At 42.8% G+C, this 17,290-nt stretch carries 17 protein-coding genes and 1 riboswitch; of the genes, 10 read left to right on the top strand and 7 right to left on the bottom strand.

Features of this window, described 5'->3' with window-relative positions:
• Positions 1-131: 131 nt before the first annotated feature.
• From proV to R7Q11_RS19310, 6 genes are all read left to right on the top strand, one after another.
• A complete protein-coding gene (proV, locus tag R7Q11_RS19285) occupies positions 132-1,319 on the top strand; it encodes a glycine betaine/L-proline ABC transporter ATP-binding protein ProV (protein WP_005377777.1) in 1,188 nt (395 codons plus the stop codon).
• Positions 1,320-1,323: 4 nt separating this feature from the next.
• Positions 1,324-2,409, top strand: a complete 1,086-nt coding sequence (gene proW / locus R7Q11_RS19290) for a glycine betaine/L-proline ABC transporter permease ProW (protein WP_005377778.1) — start codon at positions 1,324-1,326, stop codon at positions 2,407-2,409.
• Complete coding sequence (gene proX, locus R7Q11_RS19295; protein WP_054865582.1) at positions 2,402-3,409, top strand: glycine betaine/L-proline ABC transporter substrate-binding protein ProX; 1,008 nt, start codon at positions 2,402-2,404, stop codon at positions 3,407-3,409. The genes proW and proX overlap by 8 nt, the downstream gene beginning before the upstream one ends.
• A 194-nt stretch (positions 3,410-3,603) precedes the next feature.
• The gene (locus R7Q11_RS19300; RefSeq protein ID WP_225466639.1) at positions 3,604-5,553 is read left to right on the top strand and encodes an LTA synthase family protein; all 1,950 of its coding nucleotides are present in this window, start codon (positions 3,604-3,606) and stop codon (positions 5,551-5,553) included.
• A 146-nt stretch (positions 5,554-5,699) separates the two neighbouring features.
• Positions 5,700-6,065 carry a VOC family protein gene (locus tag R7Q11_RS19305; protein ID WP_005377781.1) on the top strand — a complete coding sequence of 122 codons (366 nt, stop codon included), beginning with the start codon at positions 5,700-5,702 and terminating at the stop codon, positions 6,063-6,065.
• 99 nt (positions 6,066-6,164) lie between these two features.
• Entirely contained in the window at positions 6,165-6,548 is a 384-nt protein-coding gene (locus R7Q11_RS19310; RefSeq protein ID WP_054576467.1) for a hypothetical protein, read from the top strand.
• Between the two features lie 89 nt (positions 6,549-6,637).
• Here the strand turns inward: R7Q11_RS19310 and R7Q11_RS19315 are convergent, their stop codons facing one another.
• The gene (locus R7Q11_RS19315; RefSeq protein WP_017820934.1) at positions 6,638-7,372 is read right to left on the bottom strand and encodes a chromosome segregation ATPase; all 735 of its coding nucleotides are present in this window, start codon (positions 7,370-7,372) and stop codon (positions 6,638-6,640) included.
• Between the two features lie 31 nt (positions 7,373-7,403).
• The gene (locus tag R7Q11_RS19320; protein ID WP_005377784.1) at positions 7,404-7,562 is read right to left on the bottom strand and encodes a hypothetical protein; all 159 of its coding nucleotides are present in this window, start codon (positions 7,560-7,562) and stop codon (positions 7,404-7,406) included.
• Between the two features lie 527 nt (positions 7,563-8,089).
• Positions 8,090-8,189: riboswitch (glycine riboswitch) on the top strand.
• Between the two features lie 122 nt (positions 8,190-8,311).
• On the opposite strand from R7Q11_RS19320, the gene R7Q11_RS19325 reads away from it, so the two are divergent.
• Positions 8,312-9,688 (top strand): alanine/glycine:cation symporter family protein, encoded by a 1,377-nt coding sequence (locus R7Q11_RS19325; protein ID WP_005377785.1) that lies wholly within the window; start codon positions 8,312-8,314, stop codon positions 9,686-9,688.
• 118 nt (positions 9,689-9,806) lie between these two features.
• Here R7Q11_RS19325 and R7Q11_RS19330 read toward each other — a convergent pair whose 3' ends face one another.
• Both R7Q11_RS19330 and R7Q11_RS19335 read right to left on the bottom strand, forming a co-directional pair.
• Complete coding sequence (locus R7Q11_RS19330; RefSeq protein WP_005385713.1) at positions 9,807-10,373, bottom strand: hypothetical protein; 567 nt, start codon at positions 10,371-10,373, stop codon at positions 9,807-9,809.
• Positions 10,373-11,008, bottom strand: a complete 636-nt coding sequence (locus R7Q11_RS19335) for a LysE family translocator (RefSeq protein WP_017820932.1) — start codon at positions 11,006-11,008, stop codon at positions 10,373-10,375. The genes R7Q11_RS19330 and R7Q11_RS19335 overlap by 1 nt, the downstream gene beginning before the upstream one ends.
• Before the next feature lie 223 nt (positions 11,009-11,231).
• On the opposite strand from R7Q11_RS19335, the gene R7Q11_RS19340 reads away from it, so the two are divergent.
• Positions 11,232-12,704 (top strand): carboxypeptidase M32, encoded by a 1,473-nt coding sequence (locus R7Q11_RS19340; protein WP_225466640.1) that lies wholly within the window; start codon positions 11,232-11,234, stop codon positions 12,702-12,704.
• 67 nt (positions 12,705-12,771) lie between these two features.
• On the opposite strand, the gene R7Q11_RS19345 is transcribed toward R7Q11_RS19340, so the two are convergent.
• From R7Q11_RS19345 to R7Q11_RS19355, 3 genes are all read right to left on the bottom strand, one after another.
• Positions 12,772-13,722, bottom strand: coding sequence for an LpxL/LpxP family Kdo(2)-lipid IV(A) lauroyl/palmitoleoyl acyltransferase (locus tag R7Q11_RS19345; RefSeq protein ID WP_225466641.1), 951 nt, complete (start codon positions 13,720-13,722; stop codon positions 12,772-12,774).
• A gap of 420 nt (positions 13,723-14,142) precedes the next feature.
• Positions 14,143-14,478, bottom strand: coding sequence for a DMT family transporter (locus tag R7Q11_RS19350; RefSeq protein ID WP_069593657.1), 336 nt, complete (start codon positions 14,476-14,478; stop codon positions 14,143-14,145).
• Positions 14,479-14,601: 123 nt separating this feature from the next.
• Positions 14,602-14,988, bottom strand: a complete 387-nt coding sequence (locus R7Q11_RS19355; protein ID WP_005377791.1) for a DUF6559 family protein — start codon at positions 14,986-14,988, stop codon at positions 14,602-14,604.
• Between the two features lie 340 nt (positions 14,989-15,328).
• On the opposite strand from R7Q11_RS19355, the gene metA reads away from it, so the two are divergent.
• Together metA and pilW are read left to right on the top strand one after the other, a co-directional pair.
• A complete protein-coding gene (gene metA / locus R7Q11_RS19360) occupies positions 15,329-16,270 on the top strand; it encodes a homoserine O-acetyltransferase MetA (protein WP_005377792.1) in 942 nt (313 codons plus the stop codon).
• A gap of 179 nt (positions 16,271-16,449) precedes the next feature.
• On the top strand, positions 16,450-17,175 hold the full coding sequence (gene pilW / locus R7Q11_RS19365) for a type IV pilus biogenesis/stability protein PilW (RefSeq protein ID WP_017820928.1): 726 nt from the start codon (positions 16,450-16,452) through the stop codon (positions 17,173-17,175).
• Positions 17,176-17,290 lie beyond the last annotated feature (115 nt).

The raw sequence follows: 17,290 nt of genomic DNA on the forward strand, positions 1-17,290 counted from the left end.
TACCTTGCTCAACGAACTCTCTATGCACGGCAGAACTAGTTAACCAACCCCCTTTCGTTGAAAGTTGAACTAAAATTAATTAGAGTACAAATCGTTAAACAGTTATAAACACACGAAAAAGGACAGATAACATGGATCCCATACTGGAAGTTAAGGGACTGTATAAAGTGTTTGGAGAAGACCCAGAGAGAGCCTTCTCGCTTATCGACAAAGGCGTCGATAAAGACGGTATTTTTGAACAGACAGGTTTAACAGTCGGCGTAAACGATGTATCTCTCACCATAAATGAAGGGGAAATTTTCGTAATCATGGGCCTTTCTGGCTCCGGGAAATCCACCCTTGTTCGACTTCTTAACCGGCTCATTGAGCCGACTAAAGGTAGTGTTTATCTCAAAGGAAGAGATATCGCCCACATCTCCGAAAATGAACTTCGAGAAGTTCGTCGTAACAATATCTCAATGGTGTTTCAAAGTTTCGCACTCATGCCACACATGACGGTGATTGAAAATGCCGCCTTTGGTTTAGAACTTGCCGGCATCGACGTTAATGAGCGTCAGAAAAGTGCCCTTTCCGCCTTAGAAAGAGTGGGTTTAGACCCTTATGCAGAATCTTTCCCTGACGAATTATCCGGTGGTATGAAACAGCGCGTTGGTTTAGCGAGAGCGTTAGCCTGTGATCCTGACATCCTATTAATGGACGAGGCATTTTCCGCTTTAGACCCATTGATCCGTTCTGAGATGCAAGATGAGCTTATTCGTCTACAGAACGATGACAAACGCACAATTGTCTTCATTTCTCATGATTTGGATGAAGCAATGCGCATTGGCGACCGTATCGCCATCATGCAAAACGGTGAGGTTGTTCAGGTTGGTACACCTGATGAAATATTACACAGTCCAGCAAATGATTATGTCGAAGCGTTTTTCCGCGGCGTAAACATCGCAAGTGTCTTGACAGCAAAAGATATCGCGCGCAAGAAGCCAGCGGCTGTTTTTAAGAAATCGGAAAATGACGGTCCAGGCTCTGCGATGCAGATTCTGATGGATCACGACCGTGATTACGGCATTGTCGTCGATAAATCTAGCCGATATTCTGGCATCGTATCTCTTGATTCACTACGTTTGGCTCATAAAGAAAACCGTTCGTTAGCCAGTGCTCAATTACCGGATGAAGTTACTCTTCAGCCTGATCAGTCAATTAATGACATTTTGGGTCTGGTTGCTGGTGTTCCTTATGCCGTGCCTGTCGTAGATGAGAAAGGAACTTACTTTGGTGTCGTGACTAAATCACGTCTTCTACAAACACTAGATAAGGATTAACACGATGTCTTCAGAGCAAACTAACAATGATCCCTGGTCAAATACTGCTCCTGCGCAAGATGATCCTTGGTCGCAAGGTACAGAGGCCGCACCAAGTAATGATTGGCTCAACTCAGAAACTGTAGAGCAAGCGCCATTCGATATTATGAACCCATTCCAAGATGCGGTTTTACCCCTCGATAGCTGGGTAGAGTCCGGTTTGAACTGGCTGGTGGAACATGGTCGACCTGTTTTCCAAGCAATACGAGTTCCAATCGACTTTATTCTAACGTCGTTTGAAACTGCTTTGGTGTCTACACCTGCGCCTATAATGGTACTCATTTTGTTTTTGCTAGCGTGGCAGTTTTCCAATGTAAAACTTGGTTTTTCTACTCTTGTATCCCTTGTTTTCATTGGCCTAATTGGTGCGTGGTCACAAGCGATGACAACGCTAGCACTGGTGTTAACCGCCGTTTTCTTCTGTTTGCTTATAGGGCTACCAATGGGGATATGGTTGGCAAGGAGCCAAACCGCTGCCAAATTTGTTAGGCCAATATTAGATGCAATGCAAACGACTCCCGCGTTCGTTTACCTTGTGCCAATTGTTATGTTGTTTGGTATTGGTAACGTTCCTGGCGTAGTAGTAACGATCATTTTCGCCCTGCCTCCCGTTGTGCGCCTGACTATTTTGGGTATTCAGCAAGTACCTGAAGAGCTTATCGAAGCTGGCCACTCTTTCGGGGCAAACAAAAAACAGATGCTTTATCGCATCCAGTTACCGTTGGCGTTACCAACTATCATGGCAGGTGTAAACCAAACCTTAATGCTGTCACTTTCTATGGTAGTGATTGCTTCAATGATTGCTGTTGGCGGCTTAGGCCAAATGGTACTTCGTGGTATTGGCCGACTTGATATGGGTCTTGCTGCCGTTGGTGGCTTAGGCATCGTTATTCTTGCGATTTTGTTAGACCGTATCACCCAGGTGTTAGGGGTTAATGCGGGCAACACTAAACTTCGCTGGTATCACACAGGTCCTGTTTCATACCTATTAAAACTGAAAACAAAGACGAACCAAGACGATCTAAAACTTAGGAGAAACATCAATGAATAATTCATGGAAGAAAGCGCTCTCTGTTGGAGCTCTAAGTACTATCGCATTTTCAACTTATGGTGTGGCAAGTGAACTACCGGGTGAAGGTGTCACTGTTCAGCCTGTTCAATCAACCGTTGCAGAAGAAACATTTCAAACGTTGATCGTAAACCGCGCACTTGAAGAGCTTGGTTACGATGTTAAACCGACCAAAGAAGTGGACTACAACGTAGGCTACACCTCTATTGCTAAAGGTGATGCTACTTTCTTAGCGGTTGGTTGGTTCCCTCTTCACGCCGATAAGTACACGATGTCGGGCGGTGATGATAAGTTCTTCCGTAAAGGCCAATATGTAAGTGGTGCTGCGCAAGGTTATTTGATCGATAAGAAAACCGCGGAAAAATATAACATCACTAACATTGGTCAGTTAAAAGATCCAAAATTGGCGAAGCTATTCGATGCAAACGGCGATGGCAAAGCGGACTTAACTGGTTGTAACCCAGGTTGGGGGTGTGAAATGGTTGTTGAGCATCAGTTGGATGCTTTCAAACTTCGTGACACAGTAACACACAACCAAGGTAACTACGCGGCGATTATCGCTGATACGATCTCACGTTACAAAAAAGGCGATCCGATTCTTTACTACACTTGGACACCGTACTGGGTAAGTGGCGTTTTAGTTCCAGGGAAAGATGTTGTGTGGTTAGAAGTGCCATTCTCTTCACTTCCTGGTGAGCGTAAGGACATTGATACGACACTAGAGAACGGTAAGAACTACGGCTTCGAGATGAACTCTATGCGCATCGTTGCCAATAAAGAGTTTACGGAAAAAAACCCTGCTGCTGCGAAGCTATTTGAAATCATCAAACTAAATATCAATGATGTTAGTGCTCAGAATATGATGATGAGCCAAGGTAAGAACAGCTCAGCGGACATCGAGTCTCATGTAAATGGTTGGATCAAAGCGAACCAGAAAAAGTTCGACGCATGGGTCGAAGAAGCGAAGAAAGCCGCAATGTAATCATGCCTTTATCAACCTCTAGAGCCAGTTGGTGTTATCAACTGGCTCTTTTTTTACACAAACGCCCCTCCCCCTTACATAGACATACCAACACTTACACTACTCGACCATAAACCCACATTATAATTCACGTTTATTTCACGCTTGCTTTGCTAAAAACAACACAACATAACAATTAAACTATTCGAATAAATATGAAAAACTTATCAAAGAGCTCTGTGTGGGGGCCTTTGCAGCCAATTGCTGCCTTTTCTTTGTTTTCGCTTCTATTTCTGTCTATCTCAAGAGTTTTGCTAGCTTTTTGGCAGATTGACCGTATTGACTCTCTAAACGACTTAATTTACATCCTAGGTCAAGGTTTGCGCGTAGATATTGCAACGCTTTGCTGGTTATTTATTCTTCCAGCACTGTTTTCAACCTTCATGCCATTAACCGGTAAGATGGGAGAGTGTTGGAAGCGAATATTACGCATATGGATGGTTTTAGGGCTTTGGGTGCTTGTATACATGGAGCTCGCAACAGCGCCATTCATTCAGGAATACGACCTACGTCCAAACCGCCTGTTTGTGGAATACTTAATCTACCCAAAAGAAGTCTTGAGTATGCTCTGGACTGGCTACAAATTAGAACTGTTTATTGGTGCGTTAGGTACAGTTTTAACCATCACTTTAGGTTGGAAGTGGAGTAAGAAACTGACCGATAAGGCGCAGCAGGTCAACTGGAAATGGCGACCACTATTGGCACTTTTCGTTGTTCTTTTTGGGGTTGCAGGTGCTCGCTCATCTTTAGGTCACCGCCCGCTAAATCCTGCTATGGTCGCCTTTTCTAACGATCCACTGCTTAACGACTTAGCACTGAACTCATCTTACTCATTGTTGTTTGCGGTTAATAGCATGAAGTCAGAAAAGAGTGCTGAGCAGTTCTACGGAAAAATGGACACTCAAAAGATGTTGGAATTAGTTCGCACTTCATCAACAAAGTCCGACTTCACCCCTTCATTACTCCCAACCATGAACAGTAACCCCGCGACTTACCAGGGTAAACATAAAAACTTAGTGATTTTGCTACAAGAAAGCTTAGGCGCCCAATTTGTCGGTGCTTTGGGCGGTTTGCCTCTAACACCAAACCTTGATGAACTCATGAAGGAAGGTTGGCAGTTCACACAAATGTACGCCACTGGTACTCGTTCTGTTCGTGGAATTGAAGCCGTAACCACGGGCTTTCCTCCATCTCCCTCTCGCGCTGTAGTGAAGCTGAGTAAAAGCCAAACGGGTTTCTTTACCATCGCGGACTTACTGAAAGCTCAAGGCTATCACACGCAATTTATTTACGGCGGTGAAGCCAACTTTGACAACATGAAAACTTTCTTCTTTGGTAACGGTTTTGATCAAATAGTAGAAGAAGACGATTATAACAACCCAAGCTTTGTTGGCTCTTGGGGTGTTAGTGATGAAGATCTATATAACAAAGCAAACGAAGAGTTTGAACGCCTTTCAAAAAGCGACAAACCTTTTTTTAGCTTAGTTTTTACGTCAAGTAATCATAGCCCTTATGAGTATCCAAAAGGCAAAATTGAGCCATACGATTCAAAATATATGACGCGTAACAACGCCGTTAAATATTCCGATTACGCTTTGGGCACTTTCTTTGAAAAGGCGAAAAAGTCATCTTATTGGGATGATACCATTTTCATTGTAATTGCAGATCATGATGCACGTGTTTCTGGCGCTAACCTTGTTCCAGTTAAGCACTTTCACATTCCAGCATTGATCCTTGGTAAAGGCATTCAACCACGTAAAGATGACCGCATAGCAAACAACATAGACATGCCGCCTACACTGTTATCTCTGATTGGGGTAGATGCTAAAACACCGATGATTGGTCGTGATTTAACGAAGCCACTGGCTCGCGAAGATGAACGCGCAATGATGCAATACGACAAAAACTTTGGTTATTTAACGCGCGACAATCTCGTTGTGCTTTCCCCTGGTGAAAAGATATCGACCCTGGCGTACGACTTTAAAGACCAAACCATGAAGCCGCTAGAGGTGGACGAATCTATTATCGAGCGTGCAAAAGCAAACGCATTATTTGCATCTAAAGCGTATCAAAACAACTGGTATTCTTCCAAACACACTCATTAATACCAATGATTCCGCTGATAAAAAGGAGCTAAACGGCTCCTTTTTCTTATTCTGTCACTTACCTTCGAGAATGTTCTACTGACAACTCCTGTCGTTCCTTTCCGTTAGATTGCCCCTACTATTTCTAATTGATTAAGGAACAAACCATGCTGACTATCAATTCATTCGTTCTCTACGTTGAGGACATCCACATAAGCCAAGTTTTTTATTCGAAACTGTTCGAACGCAAAGTCACGCAGTTGTCTCCAACCTTCGCCGCTATTCCACTGACCGAAGGCTTAACGTTGACACTCAAGCAAAGAGATAATCTTTCACCCTACAGCGGAATTAGAGGTGGTGGCACCGAGTTGTCTTTATCGGTGCCCAATAGTCATATGCTAGAGCGCATTTACAAGCGCTGGAAAGACCTAGGTGTTGAGTTTGTTCAACCACCAGCGACATCAGTGTATGGGTTAAATTTTATGGCTATCGATCCAGATAAGCATCGCATTCGTGTTTTCATAAATGAATAAAAATGCGTTAAAAATGCTTTTTACCCATTCCCAATGTGACTTCAATAAATTAGACTCAAGGAAACATCAAAAGCGGCGTAGTAATAAGAAGGAATGCCCATGAGCTCAAGTATGATCCTTAGCGAATCCCTAATCGAGAGCGGAAGAGATATCCCCCTCAAAGAACTGCTTTATGCAAAGCGCGTGCTGGATAACTACATGGCAGTAGCCAAAGAAAGTAGCCCGCTTGAGCTATTAACTGAGATGAAATCGGCAGCAAAGCAAGTAGAATACTTTACAACGACGAGTAACCCGTGTGAGGCTCGTAATGTCATCAGTCAGATGATTGATAAAATCGACACCGCGGAATCTTTTGATTCGTTCAAAGCATTAGCAGGTAAGCCATCTCAAGCACTCAATGAACTAATTGAAGATCGAGCTCAGCTGATTAAACACGAACGAGAGCTCCTGCTCGCCTCAGGCTATGACGCCTCACGAATCTAATATACGAGCAGCCTTAAAGTCATAGCTAACAACGAAAAAGGAGCTCTTAAAGAGCTCCTTTTGCTTTTCAAAAATCGGATACAAAAGACTTAAAGGCCGATATCTTCCGTTATTGCTTTGATTTGTTTGAGGTCCATTTTATAGACTTCAATCATTTGATCGACCTGACTTAGTCGTGAATTAGCTTCGTCATGTTTATCACACGCGTCCGACTTCACGTCCCAAGATTTGCCTTCTAAAAATACGTCACACTCTTTCTTGAGTTTCTCAATCTTAGGTAATAATTTCGACCGTTCTTTCTCGAGAGACTCTAATTCTTGCGAAATTTTTAGCTCTTTCTGGAATACTTCGCGGGACCGCTCAAACATAGTCGCTTGCATATCCGCTTGACGACTCAACTTCTCATTTTCTGACTTCGTCGTGTTGATCTTATCTGCCTGCTGCTTCAATTGAGACTCTAGTGACAAGTTAACCTTCTCGACCTCAGTCAATTGCTTTTGCAACTTCTTAAGTGCTTTCTGATGAGCTTCATCTTTCGCGGCGAGTAACTCACTAACTTGGTTTTGTATCTCTTGGTCAAGCGCCTCTTCACGCACTTTTACTTGAGATGCCAACTGGGTTTTATCTTGCGTTAGTGCTTGATACTTTTCTTCTAATACGTGGTAAGTCGATTCCCACTTGTTCGCAGTGACAACCGATCCAACAAGGCCACCAAATGCCAAGCCTAACACCGCAGCGATTGCGATATAGATATGCGTACGTTTGTCACGCTCTTCAATGACAACTACGTCGTCTTGCTCTTCCATTTTGTTCTGAGAACTCACCGTATACTACTCCAAGGACTCTTTTACTTTGCTAGCGGATCAATTCCGCAAACATAATTGATGCTGTATAAATCAGAAATGCGCCAATTAATGTTATAACGGTCGCTTTTTGGACTTTTTCATTGGTTCGATAACGAAACAGCACAAATGCTACTGCAATCAACACCGCAATGGCTAATAATCTGGTCATACCGCCTCCTTGTCCACTCATGAAAAACTGCCTAGGTCCGTAGACTGTTTCACAAAGATTCATTGTAACCCATTTATACGTACCATAAGGTCAACTTAGCGTAGATTTTAAAATAAGTGCTCCGATTTTAATCAATTTTGTGTCCTTAATTGAATAACTTATGTCGTAACGGTCGAAACACATTTATCGTTCTGAAGTGTTTTTGGGTTCCATTCCCTAACCCAATAAATTTTATTTATGCCGTGACTCGCACAAAAAGATTGGCAAACATACCTTCATGAAAATTGATGAGGTTATTTCATTGAAAATAAATTGACATAGGGTGTTGAAATGGACCAAAAACATGATAGAGTTCACACGTTAATGATGACCAGCATCATTAACTAACCTTTACTCATTTAATTGAGTAATTGTTCCGATGAAGACTGCAGGAGAGTGGTTATTAATCAAATTTTAACATTTGATTAGCATAACTCGCCGAAGAATTAACTATTTCAGGTGCTACCTAGGTAGCGGGGACTGTAGTTGGAGGAACCTCTGGAGAGAACCGTTAAATCGGTCGCCGAAGGAGCAAGTCTTGCACTCACGCAAGGTGAAACTCTCAGGCAAAAGGACAGAGGAGTGGAAAGTTACAACCTAACTATTTTGCTTGGCCTTCCCGCCTACAACCAATAGCTTAGTTCTTTTAGAGATCGTTGATCTCGTCCTTTCCCTCTTCTCCTTATTAGTTGTTTTATTAAGGGGAAATCATGAACAACCTACAATCTTTACTACAAACCATCGATAATTTTGTCTGGGGTCCACCGCTGCTTATTTTGCTAGTAGGTACAGGGGTTTACTTCACTTTTAGCCTTGGCTTGATCCAGTTTAAACACCTCCCAACAGCGCTAGCGATGGTATTCAGTAAAGATAAGTCATCTAATACTCAAGGTGACGTTTCTAGCTTTGCAGCTCTTTGTACTGCGCTCTCAGCAACAATTGGTACTGGTAACATTGTTGGTGTTGCCACAGCAATCAAACTCGGTGGACCAGGCGCTCTATTCTGGATGTGGCTCGCTGCCCTTTTCGGAATGGCGACTAAATACGCCGAATGTTTGTTGGCGGTTAAGTACCGAAGAGTCGATGATAAAGGCCAAATGATTGGTGGCCCAATGTATTACTTGCAATACGGTGTTGGCTCAAAAGCTCTCGCGATCATGTTTGCAGTGTTTGCTTTGGGTGTTGCTTGTTTTGGTATCGGTACGTTTCCACAAGTAAACGCGATTCTGGATGCAAGTGAGATATCTCTTGGTGTTAACCGTGAGCTATCTGCCTTTGTACTAACTCTTTTGGTTGCTTTCGTAACTTTGGGTGGCATCAAATCCATTGCTAACGTTGCAGGAAAAGTGGTTCCTACCATGGCTGTATTTTATGTGTTGGCGTGTTTAAGCGTGATCATCATGAATGCAGACCAATTGTTCAATGCCGTTGAATTAGTGCTGGTTTCAGCCTTTACATCAACAGCAGCGACTGGTGGTTTTCTAGGTGCAAGCATCATGTTGGCAATCCAATCAGGTATCGCTCGCGGTGTGTTCTCAAATGAATCTGGTTTGGGTAGCGCGCCTATGGCAGCAGCAGCAGCGAAGACAGACTCTTGTGTTAAACAAGGCCTAATTTCAATGACGGGTACCTTTTTCGATACCATCATTATTTGTACCATGACAGGCCTTGCTCTAATCCTGACCGGTGCATGGCAAAGTGACCTTGCAGGTGCCGCGATGACGACTCATGCTTTTGCGGTGGGTTTAAATGCAGATACATTTGGCCCTATGCTCGTCTCAATCGGTTTGATGTTCTTCGCTTTTACCACCATTCTTGGTTGGAACTACTACGGTGAGCGTTGCGTTGTGTTCCTGTTCGGAACTAAAGCTGTGCTTCCATACAAACTGATTTTCGTCGGCTTGGTGGCATCTGGTGCATTCCTTCACCTCGATATGATTTGGCTACTGGCTGATATCGTAAACGGTCTGATGGCAATTCCTAACCTAATTGGTTTGATCGCACTGCGTCACGTCGTACTGGCAGAAACCAAACTGTTCTTTAGCTCAACATCGCAATCAGGTGAAGTTGAAGCAGTGAAAGCTTAGTGAAACGGCAGGTTTGCGGTCACAAACTACCAGTCACAGAGAGCAAAACACATTAGAAATGGTAAAAACACATAGCCCGCTATTATTTAGCGGGCTTTATTTATCTTCGGTTAAATGGTTAATCTCTCAACCATTGATGCTCAACGTTTTCTCCACGTTCTTCAAAAAACTTCGCATTTTTTTGCTTGAATTGATCCGCTTTCAACTCTGATAGCGGCCAGTCTAAAAATGCTTCTGTTACAAACGAGTCGCCGACACCAACCTCAATCGATTCCAGATGTTTCCCGATGTAGCGATAAAAGTAGCCTTGCCCAAACGCATCGCACACCATAGGTACATGCCTAACACGTTGATGATTGACAGAGACCGAAGCCCAAGTTGTCGTTTTAGGTTCACAGGTTTGCTCTTTTACAACGTCAACCTCAAATTTATTGTCCATAGTTGTCGAAACAAAAACGACAATAGCGTCATGCAAATACACACGCCTGAGCAATAACTGTTTAGTGTCTTGAGTTCGCGTTTGTTGTATTCCATTAGCAAAAGGCTCGAAGTAGCCCCAGTGCCAAGACCAGATCATGCCGCGTTGCGCAAACTGTACTTGTGGCCACGTATGCCAAGCAACAGCGGCACCTATCCCCACAATAAATACAGCGAGTAGTATCAACAATCGATAAATATTACGCATTAAACGGGTTTTTCAATCAATAACTTCACACCAAGTGCGACTAATACTGCGCCCGTCGCGCCTTCCATCCACTTCATAAAGCTTGCATTCTTTAGTAGATTTTTAGCCGAGTTAAGCGCGCCAGCTAAACCACACTGCCAAACCATCGCAATAGCAAAGTGTACAGATGCCATCATCATTGATTGAAGCAAGGGTGAACCTTCTGGATTCACAAACTGTGGCAAGAAAGCCAAATAGAAGACCGCCGTTTTTGGGTTCAAGACGTTAGAAAGAAAGCCCTCTCTAAAAGATCGCTTACCATTAAACACTTCGTGAATCTGCTCGGTCACGGTCAATCCATCTTTCGACGACATTAGCGCTTTTAAACTGCTCAAACCAAGCCAGATAAGATAAGCCGCACCAATCATTTTTACGATTTGGAACAACTCTGCTGATTGCGCAAGAATCGCCGAGATACCAACCGCAGAAAAAAAAGCATGTACGAATAAGCCAAAGCAAATCCCTAGACTGGTTGTACATCCATCTTTTAGGCCCGATCGGCTAGTGTTACGGATAACAAGTGCAGTATCTAAACCTGGCGTTAACGTTAAAATCGTAATGGCAATAATAAATGCCTCGAAATTCAAAATATCCATATTATCGTGATAATTAATTGTTAATCCTTCATCAATACCGCCAATCCACAAGATTCGCAAGCTTCTTTTTTAAGAGAGCTATACAACTGGGTGAGTTTATGGACAATGGGTTGGAGTTAATTGTTAATTATTAGTAAATTAACGCAGGTTGCTTAGTGCAACACCATATGAAGGACCCGTTATCGGGTGTTTAGGGAAAGAACAAAAGAATAAGAGTAGTCACATGAACGCATTTACAAAACTCGTTGAACATTCCAAAAAAGTGGCAAATTTTGAGCATCTATCTGCCATCATAGATTGGGATCAAGCAGCGGTCATGCCACCTGGTGGCGCTGAAGCACGCTCGAATGCCACGGCAGAGCTCGATGTACATATCCATTCTTTAATGACTCAACCGCACTTGGGAGAGCTTTTCGCTCAGGCAGAAGAAGAGACGCTGTCTACAAAAGAAAAATCTATCCTAAGAGAAATGAAGCGTGGGTGGCAGCAAGCTAACTTACTACCAGAATCATTAGTTCAAGCTCAATCTCTTGCTGGCTCCAAATGTGAACATGCATGGCGTACACAACGTGGAGAAAATGACTGGGCTGGTTTTGAAAAGAACTGGGCTGAAGTCGTAAAGCTATCGCAGGAAGAAGCGCAAATTAGAGCCGAAGCAAATGGCACGACTCCTTATGATGCCATGCTCGATGTTTATGAACCTGGCACAACATCTGCGTCGTTAGACATTCTTTTTGCTGACGTGAAAACCTGGCTTCCTACTTTGATCGATGAAGCGCTTGAAAAACAACAATCAGACAACATCTTATTGCCAACTGCGCACTACCCTGCGGAAAAGCAAAAAGCGCTCGGTTTGGAAGTCATGAAGCTACTTCAATTCGATTTTGAACACGGTCGACTTGATGAGAGTACCCACCCATTTTGTGGCGGTGTACCGACAGATGTGCGTATTACGACACGTTATAATGAAAACGAGTTTGTCCAATCATTGATGGGGATTGTCCACGAAACTGGCCATGCTCGATACGAGCAAGGGCTACCAAAAGATTTATCAGGAACACCCGCGGGAGAAGCTCGCTCTATGGGTATTCATGAATCACAATCACTCTTCTTTGAAATGCAAATAGGACGAAGCAGCGCGTTTATCGATCACCTCGCTCGACTGGCTTCTAACCATTTTTCTGGTAGTGAATTCGAAAAAGCCAATTTAGCCAAAATTTACACTCGCGTAGAAAAAGGCTTTATTCGCGTAGATGCTGACGAACTAACATATCCTGCTCACGTTATTCTTCGATATGAAATTGAGCGAGATCTCATGAACGGCGTCATCAAACATACAGATGTACCAGAACTCTGGAACGAAAAGATGAAAGCGTACTTGGGGCTATCAACCGAAGGAAACTTCAAAAATGGCTGTATGCAAGATATCCATTGGACAGATGGAAGTTTTGGCTATTTCCCGTCCTACACGCTCGGTGCGATGTACGCTGCACAATTTATGGCAGCAATGAAACAAACCGTCGATGTAGATGCGGTTATTCGTTCTGGCGACTTAGCTCCGATATTCAATTGGCTCTCGAAAAACATCTGGAGTAAAGGTAGCTTATTCACCACTGATGAGTTGGTAAAACAAGCCACGGGTGAAACACTGAATGCTAAACACTTTCAAGCTCACCTAAAAGATCGCTACTTATAAAGCGAAACGAATAGAAAGTAAAAGCCCAAGGTTCGTATGTTCCTTGGGCTTTTTTAGTCTCTACATGCTATGCCAAGCTAGGGATGAGCCTAGGCTTGTACAAACAGTCCTCACCCTCTGGTCTAGTTTTAAACCGACGATGAAGCCACATATACTGGCTCGGACTTGCCATGATTGATGTTTCAACTATTTGATTCACGAATGCGGCGGCGCGTTGATGATCCTCTTTCGGGAAACCTTCGACGGGCGCACTAATGGTTAGGGTATAGTGTCCGTCTTTTCCTCTTACCATCGTAAAAGGCACAATGGCGCAATCTGTAGAATCAACCAACAAACTTGTACCTGTCGTAGTACAAGCATTTTTAACGGCAAATAACGGTGCAAATGTCGAGCGTCGGTTACCATAATCGTGGTCCGGTGCATACCAAACCCGCTCACCCGTTTTAAGTGATTCAAGCATGGCTTTGACGTTTTTACGATCAATCAGTGTACGATTAGAGCGAGAGCGTCCCTTATACTGAAAATAATCAAAGCACGGATTATTGTTTGGGCGATAAACACCGGTTCCAGACTTTTTAATGCCAAAAGCTCGAGCACCTAACTCTAGATTCATTGAATGTACGGCCAACATTAATGCACCTTTGCCTGACTTCTCTAAAGCCTCTAGATGCTCCATGCCTTTTATCGTGACGTGTTTGTTTACCCGTTTATCTGACCAAAACCATGCCATTGCGGTCTCAAAAAGTGCGATGCCAGTATTGTCGATGTTGTCTTTTAGAATTGCTTCGCGTTGGCATTTTTCCATATGAGGGAAGCAAAGCTCAAGATTGCGTCTGATCGTAACTTGACGTTTTCTCATGAGTCGCATAGCTAAACGACCAATTTTGCGTCCCAAAGCTAGTTGAACTTTAAAAGGAAGGAGGCTAAGTAAGTACATCACGCTAATGATAATTAACGTTCCCCAGTAACGAGGCAAAAGAAATTCGGCCTTGAATGCAGGCTTTTTGTATTTGTTCATGTAAGTATTGTCAGATGTGCCCATCTATAAGTGATAAAAACAATGATAATGGACTGCACTTTTATCATTGATAACGCTAATAACATAAATTAAAGCGCGCGGATTCTATGGTTCTTCGACACACTACACAATAAGAACTTTGCAGAAATATGTAGGGAATGAAAAAGCAGTAAAGATGAGTCGCCACGTTAACATCTATCGGAGTGATTTATCTACTGCCCTTTCCTAAAGTTTGAAGAAACATAACTTTGTATTTTCAATTCGCTAAATAATGCCTATTGTTCAATCACATAATGCGACCGTGATGAATGCAATAATAAGACGTCATATCAATACTCGCCATTAGCGATTGAATTTGCACTAAAAAGCCGCAGCAATTTCTCGCTGCGGCTTCTTATTCACTTAACAAGTAGAGTGGCGTTATTCGTGCCCTACTGTTTTGGATAATAAATTTACGATCAACACACCAGCGATGATAAACCCAATACCAACTAGGGCTGGTAAGTCTAGACGCTGTCCGTAAACAAAGTAACCAACCGTCGCAACCAAAACGATCCCAGCACCACTCCATATGGCATAAACAACCCCGACAGGCATTGTTTGCACTGTGACGGAAAGCAAGAAGAAAGCGATGCCGTAACCAATCAAAACGACTGTGCTCGGCATTACTTTCGTAAATTGCTCTGTTTTGGGAATATAAGAAGTGGCAATCACTTCACATACAATCGCTATCGACAGCGCCAACATTGGTGGCATAGAGACAAGCATTTTGAACATAAGGCATTAACGCTCAACAGAAATGTAACCGACAACATGTCCGGATAATTAGGCCGCGCATTATACCCAACTCATCTCACGATGGAATACCACTAACGATGTTTACACACCATCACTTTCGCTTACTTTTTGATGACCAGGTGAAAGGCTGACGTTTTGGTGCTGACGAGAAATTTCAAAGTAGATATGCATATCAATCGGCTCAGGTGTATTGAGTAGCATCTTACCTACTTCACGTTGGAAATGACCATAATTACCTAGCTCATCCGTTAGTTCTAGGAGCTCGTAAGAGGCTTCATCGGCAAACATTCCATACGCATACTGATAATGACTGATATCCTTGCTCTTATCATAACCCAGCTTTTGAAGAGCTTGATCAATCTCTTCCGGCGTATAAATGTCTTTATCACCAAACGAATGCAGTAGCACGCAAGGAACTTCTTGAGCGATGCTCTGAATCTTTGTCTTTCTCTTGAAAATACCGAACATAATGTCCTCCACTGACGATGTTTCCAAATATGCACATTAATGCAAAATGGTGAGCTGATTGTTTTTAGTATGGCTCATTAATTTGAGACTTCCTTACTACGAAGTCACCTTCACATATTAACGTGATCGCATAATTACCAGCAAATAGTACACACTGCGTTTCAAACCTATCTCATCAGAAACTCTGCTTTAGTCACAATTGTGTGACAACCCCGAGTACGGTTTACCATAATGTAAAGAGTAGATTGAAAAGTCGGATTTCGTATCGACATCTAAACTTAATTAAGTTAGCTTTAGAAGTATAGACGTCTAGATTGACTATACTTAGGGAGAGAAAGTCGTGCCAATTAGAATTCCAGATCAATTACCAGCTACCGATGTATTAAGGACAGAAAACATCTTCGTGATGAGTGAAACGCGTGCAGCGAGTCAGGAAATACGTCCTTTAAGAGTGCTGATCCTTAATCTGATGCCAAAAAAAATAGAGACTGAAACTCAGTTTCTGCGTCTACTCTCAAACAGCCCACTACAGGTTAACGTCGAATTACTGCGCATTGATAACCGCCCGAGTAAAAATACGCCAACTGAACATTTAGACACGTTTTATCGCCAATTTGAAATGGTGCGAGATAAAAACTTCGATGGCATGATCATTACTGGGGCTCCATTAGGTTTGGTGCAATTTGAAGATGTCATTTATTGGGATCATCTCAAAACCATCATGGAGTGGGCAAAAGATCATGTGACATCCACTCTTTATGTTTGCTGGGCTGCGCAAGCAGGACTAAAGCTACTCTACGATCTACCTAAAAAAACGCGTAAAGAAAAACTTTCAGGCGTGTATCATCACCAAATCCATCATCAATTTCACCCTATCTTACGTGGATTTGATGACACGTTTTTGGCTCCTCACTCGCGTTACGCAGATTTTTCGCCTCACTTTCTAGAAGAGCATACTGACTTAGACATTTTAGCGACATCGGATGTCGCAGGTGTGTACTTGGCCACCACAAAAGACAAACGCAATGTCTTTGTCACAGGACACCCTGAGTATGATTCTCACACCTTACATAATGAATATATCCGAGATTTAAGCGAAGGTATGGAGCCCGCTATTCCTGTCAACTATTACCCAAACAACAACCCAGATAACCCACCAATTGCAAGCTGGAGAAGCCATGGACACCTCCTCTTTTTAAACTGGCTGAACTACTGTGTTTATCAGCAAACACCGTACGATCTCGATCACTTCAGTGAAGATGCTTTCACTAAAGACGATTAGCTTCAAAATAAGCAAACAAAGCACTCATCATTACCGAAATGTAATATGTGAACCAAGCCGCCATATGGCGGCTTTTTCATAACAGTTTGCAAACCTGATCGCATAGTGTTTTTTCCTCAATAGGTTTTTGCTAAGTAATTCATATCATGCAGAAAGATTCAGGGATGTAGGGATAAAGAATGAAAACAGCAAAGCTCGGTGCACTAATATTATTGTCTCAGTTTGCACTCGTGGGTTGCGTGACGGTGAAAGAAGATGGAAGCCCTGTCGTTAAAGCCGATCCTGTGGCAATGGCAGAATCACGTATCGCACTTGGCTTAGGTTATTTAGACGGCGGTAACATGATTCGCGCGCATGATAACTTACAACAAGCCTTAAACCACGCACCTCAATACTATCGCGCGCAATTATCTATGGCTCACTACTACGAAACGGTTGGTGAAGATATTAAAGCCGAACAGATGTATAAACGCTCTCTACGCCAACACACTAAAAACGGAAATGTGCTCAATAACTACGGTACTTTTCTTTGCAAGCGAGGTGACTTCGAAAAAGCCGATCAGATGTTTAATCGAGCCATTGAGCAGCCTTATTACTACCTTATTCCAGCAAGCTATGAGAATGCAGCTTTTTGTGCGCTAAAATCACAAGATAAAGACAAAGCGAGATACTACTTTACTAGAGCTATCGATCATGACCCTCATAGACCAAAATCGATTTTGCAACTCGCTAAAATAGAAATTGATAGCGGTGATTATACTGAAGCTAGAATTCGATTAATGAGATTCAATCAAATGTATGGCGTGAAGAAGCCCTCTTTGCAACTCATGATTCAACTTGAACGTGCAGCAGGCAATGAAGCTCTCGAGAAAAAGTATCAAAAACAATTGGAAAAATTTTCTTAGTACAAAATAGCGATACATAAGGCGCATTAGCTCACAGCCAATACAGCGCTTGACCAAGAATCCAGTGAATTCAGACTCACGGTGATACATTCATCCTGTACATAAACGTCAAATT

This window comes from Vibrio sp. 970, assembly GCF_033339075.1.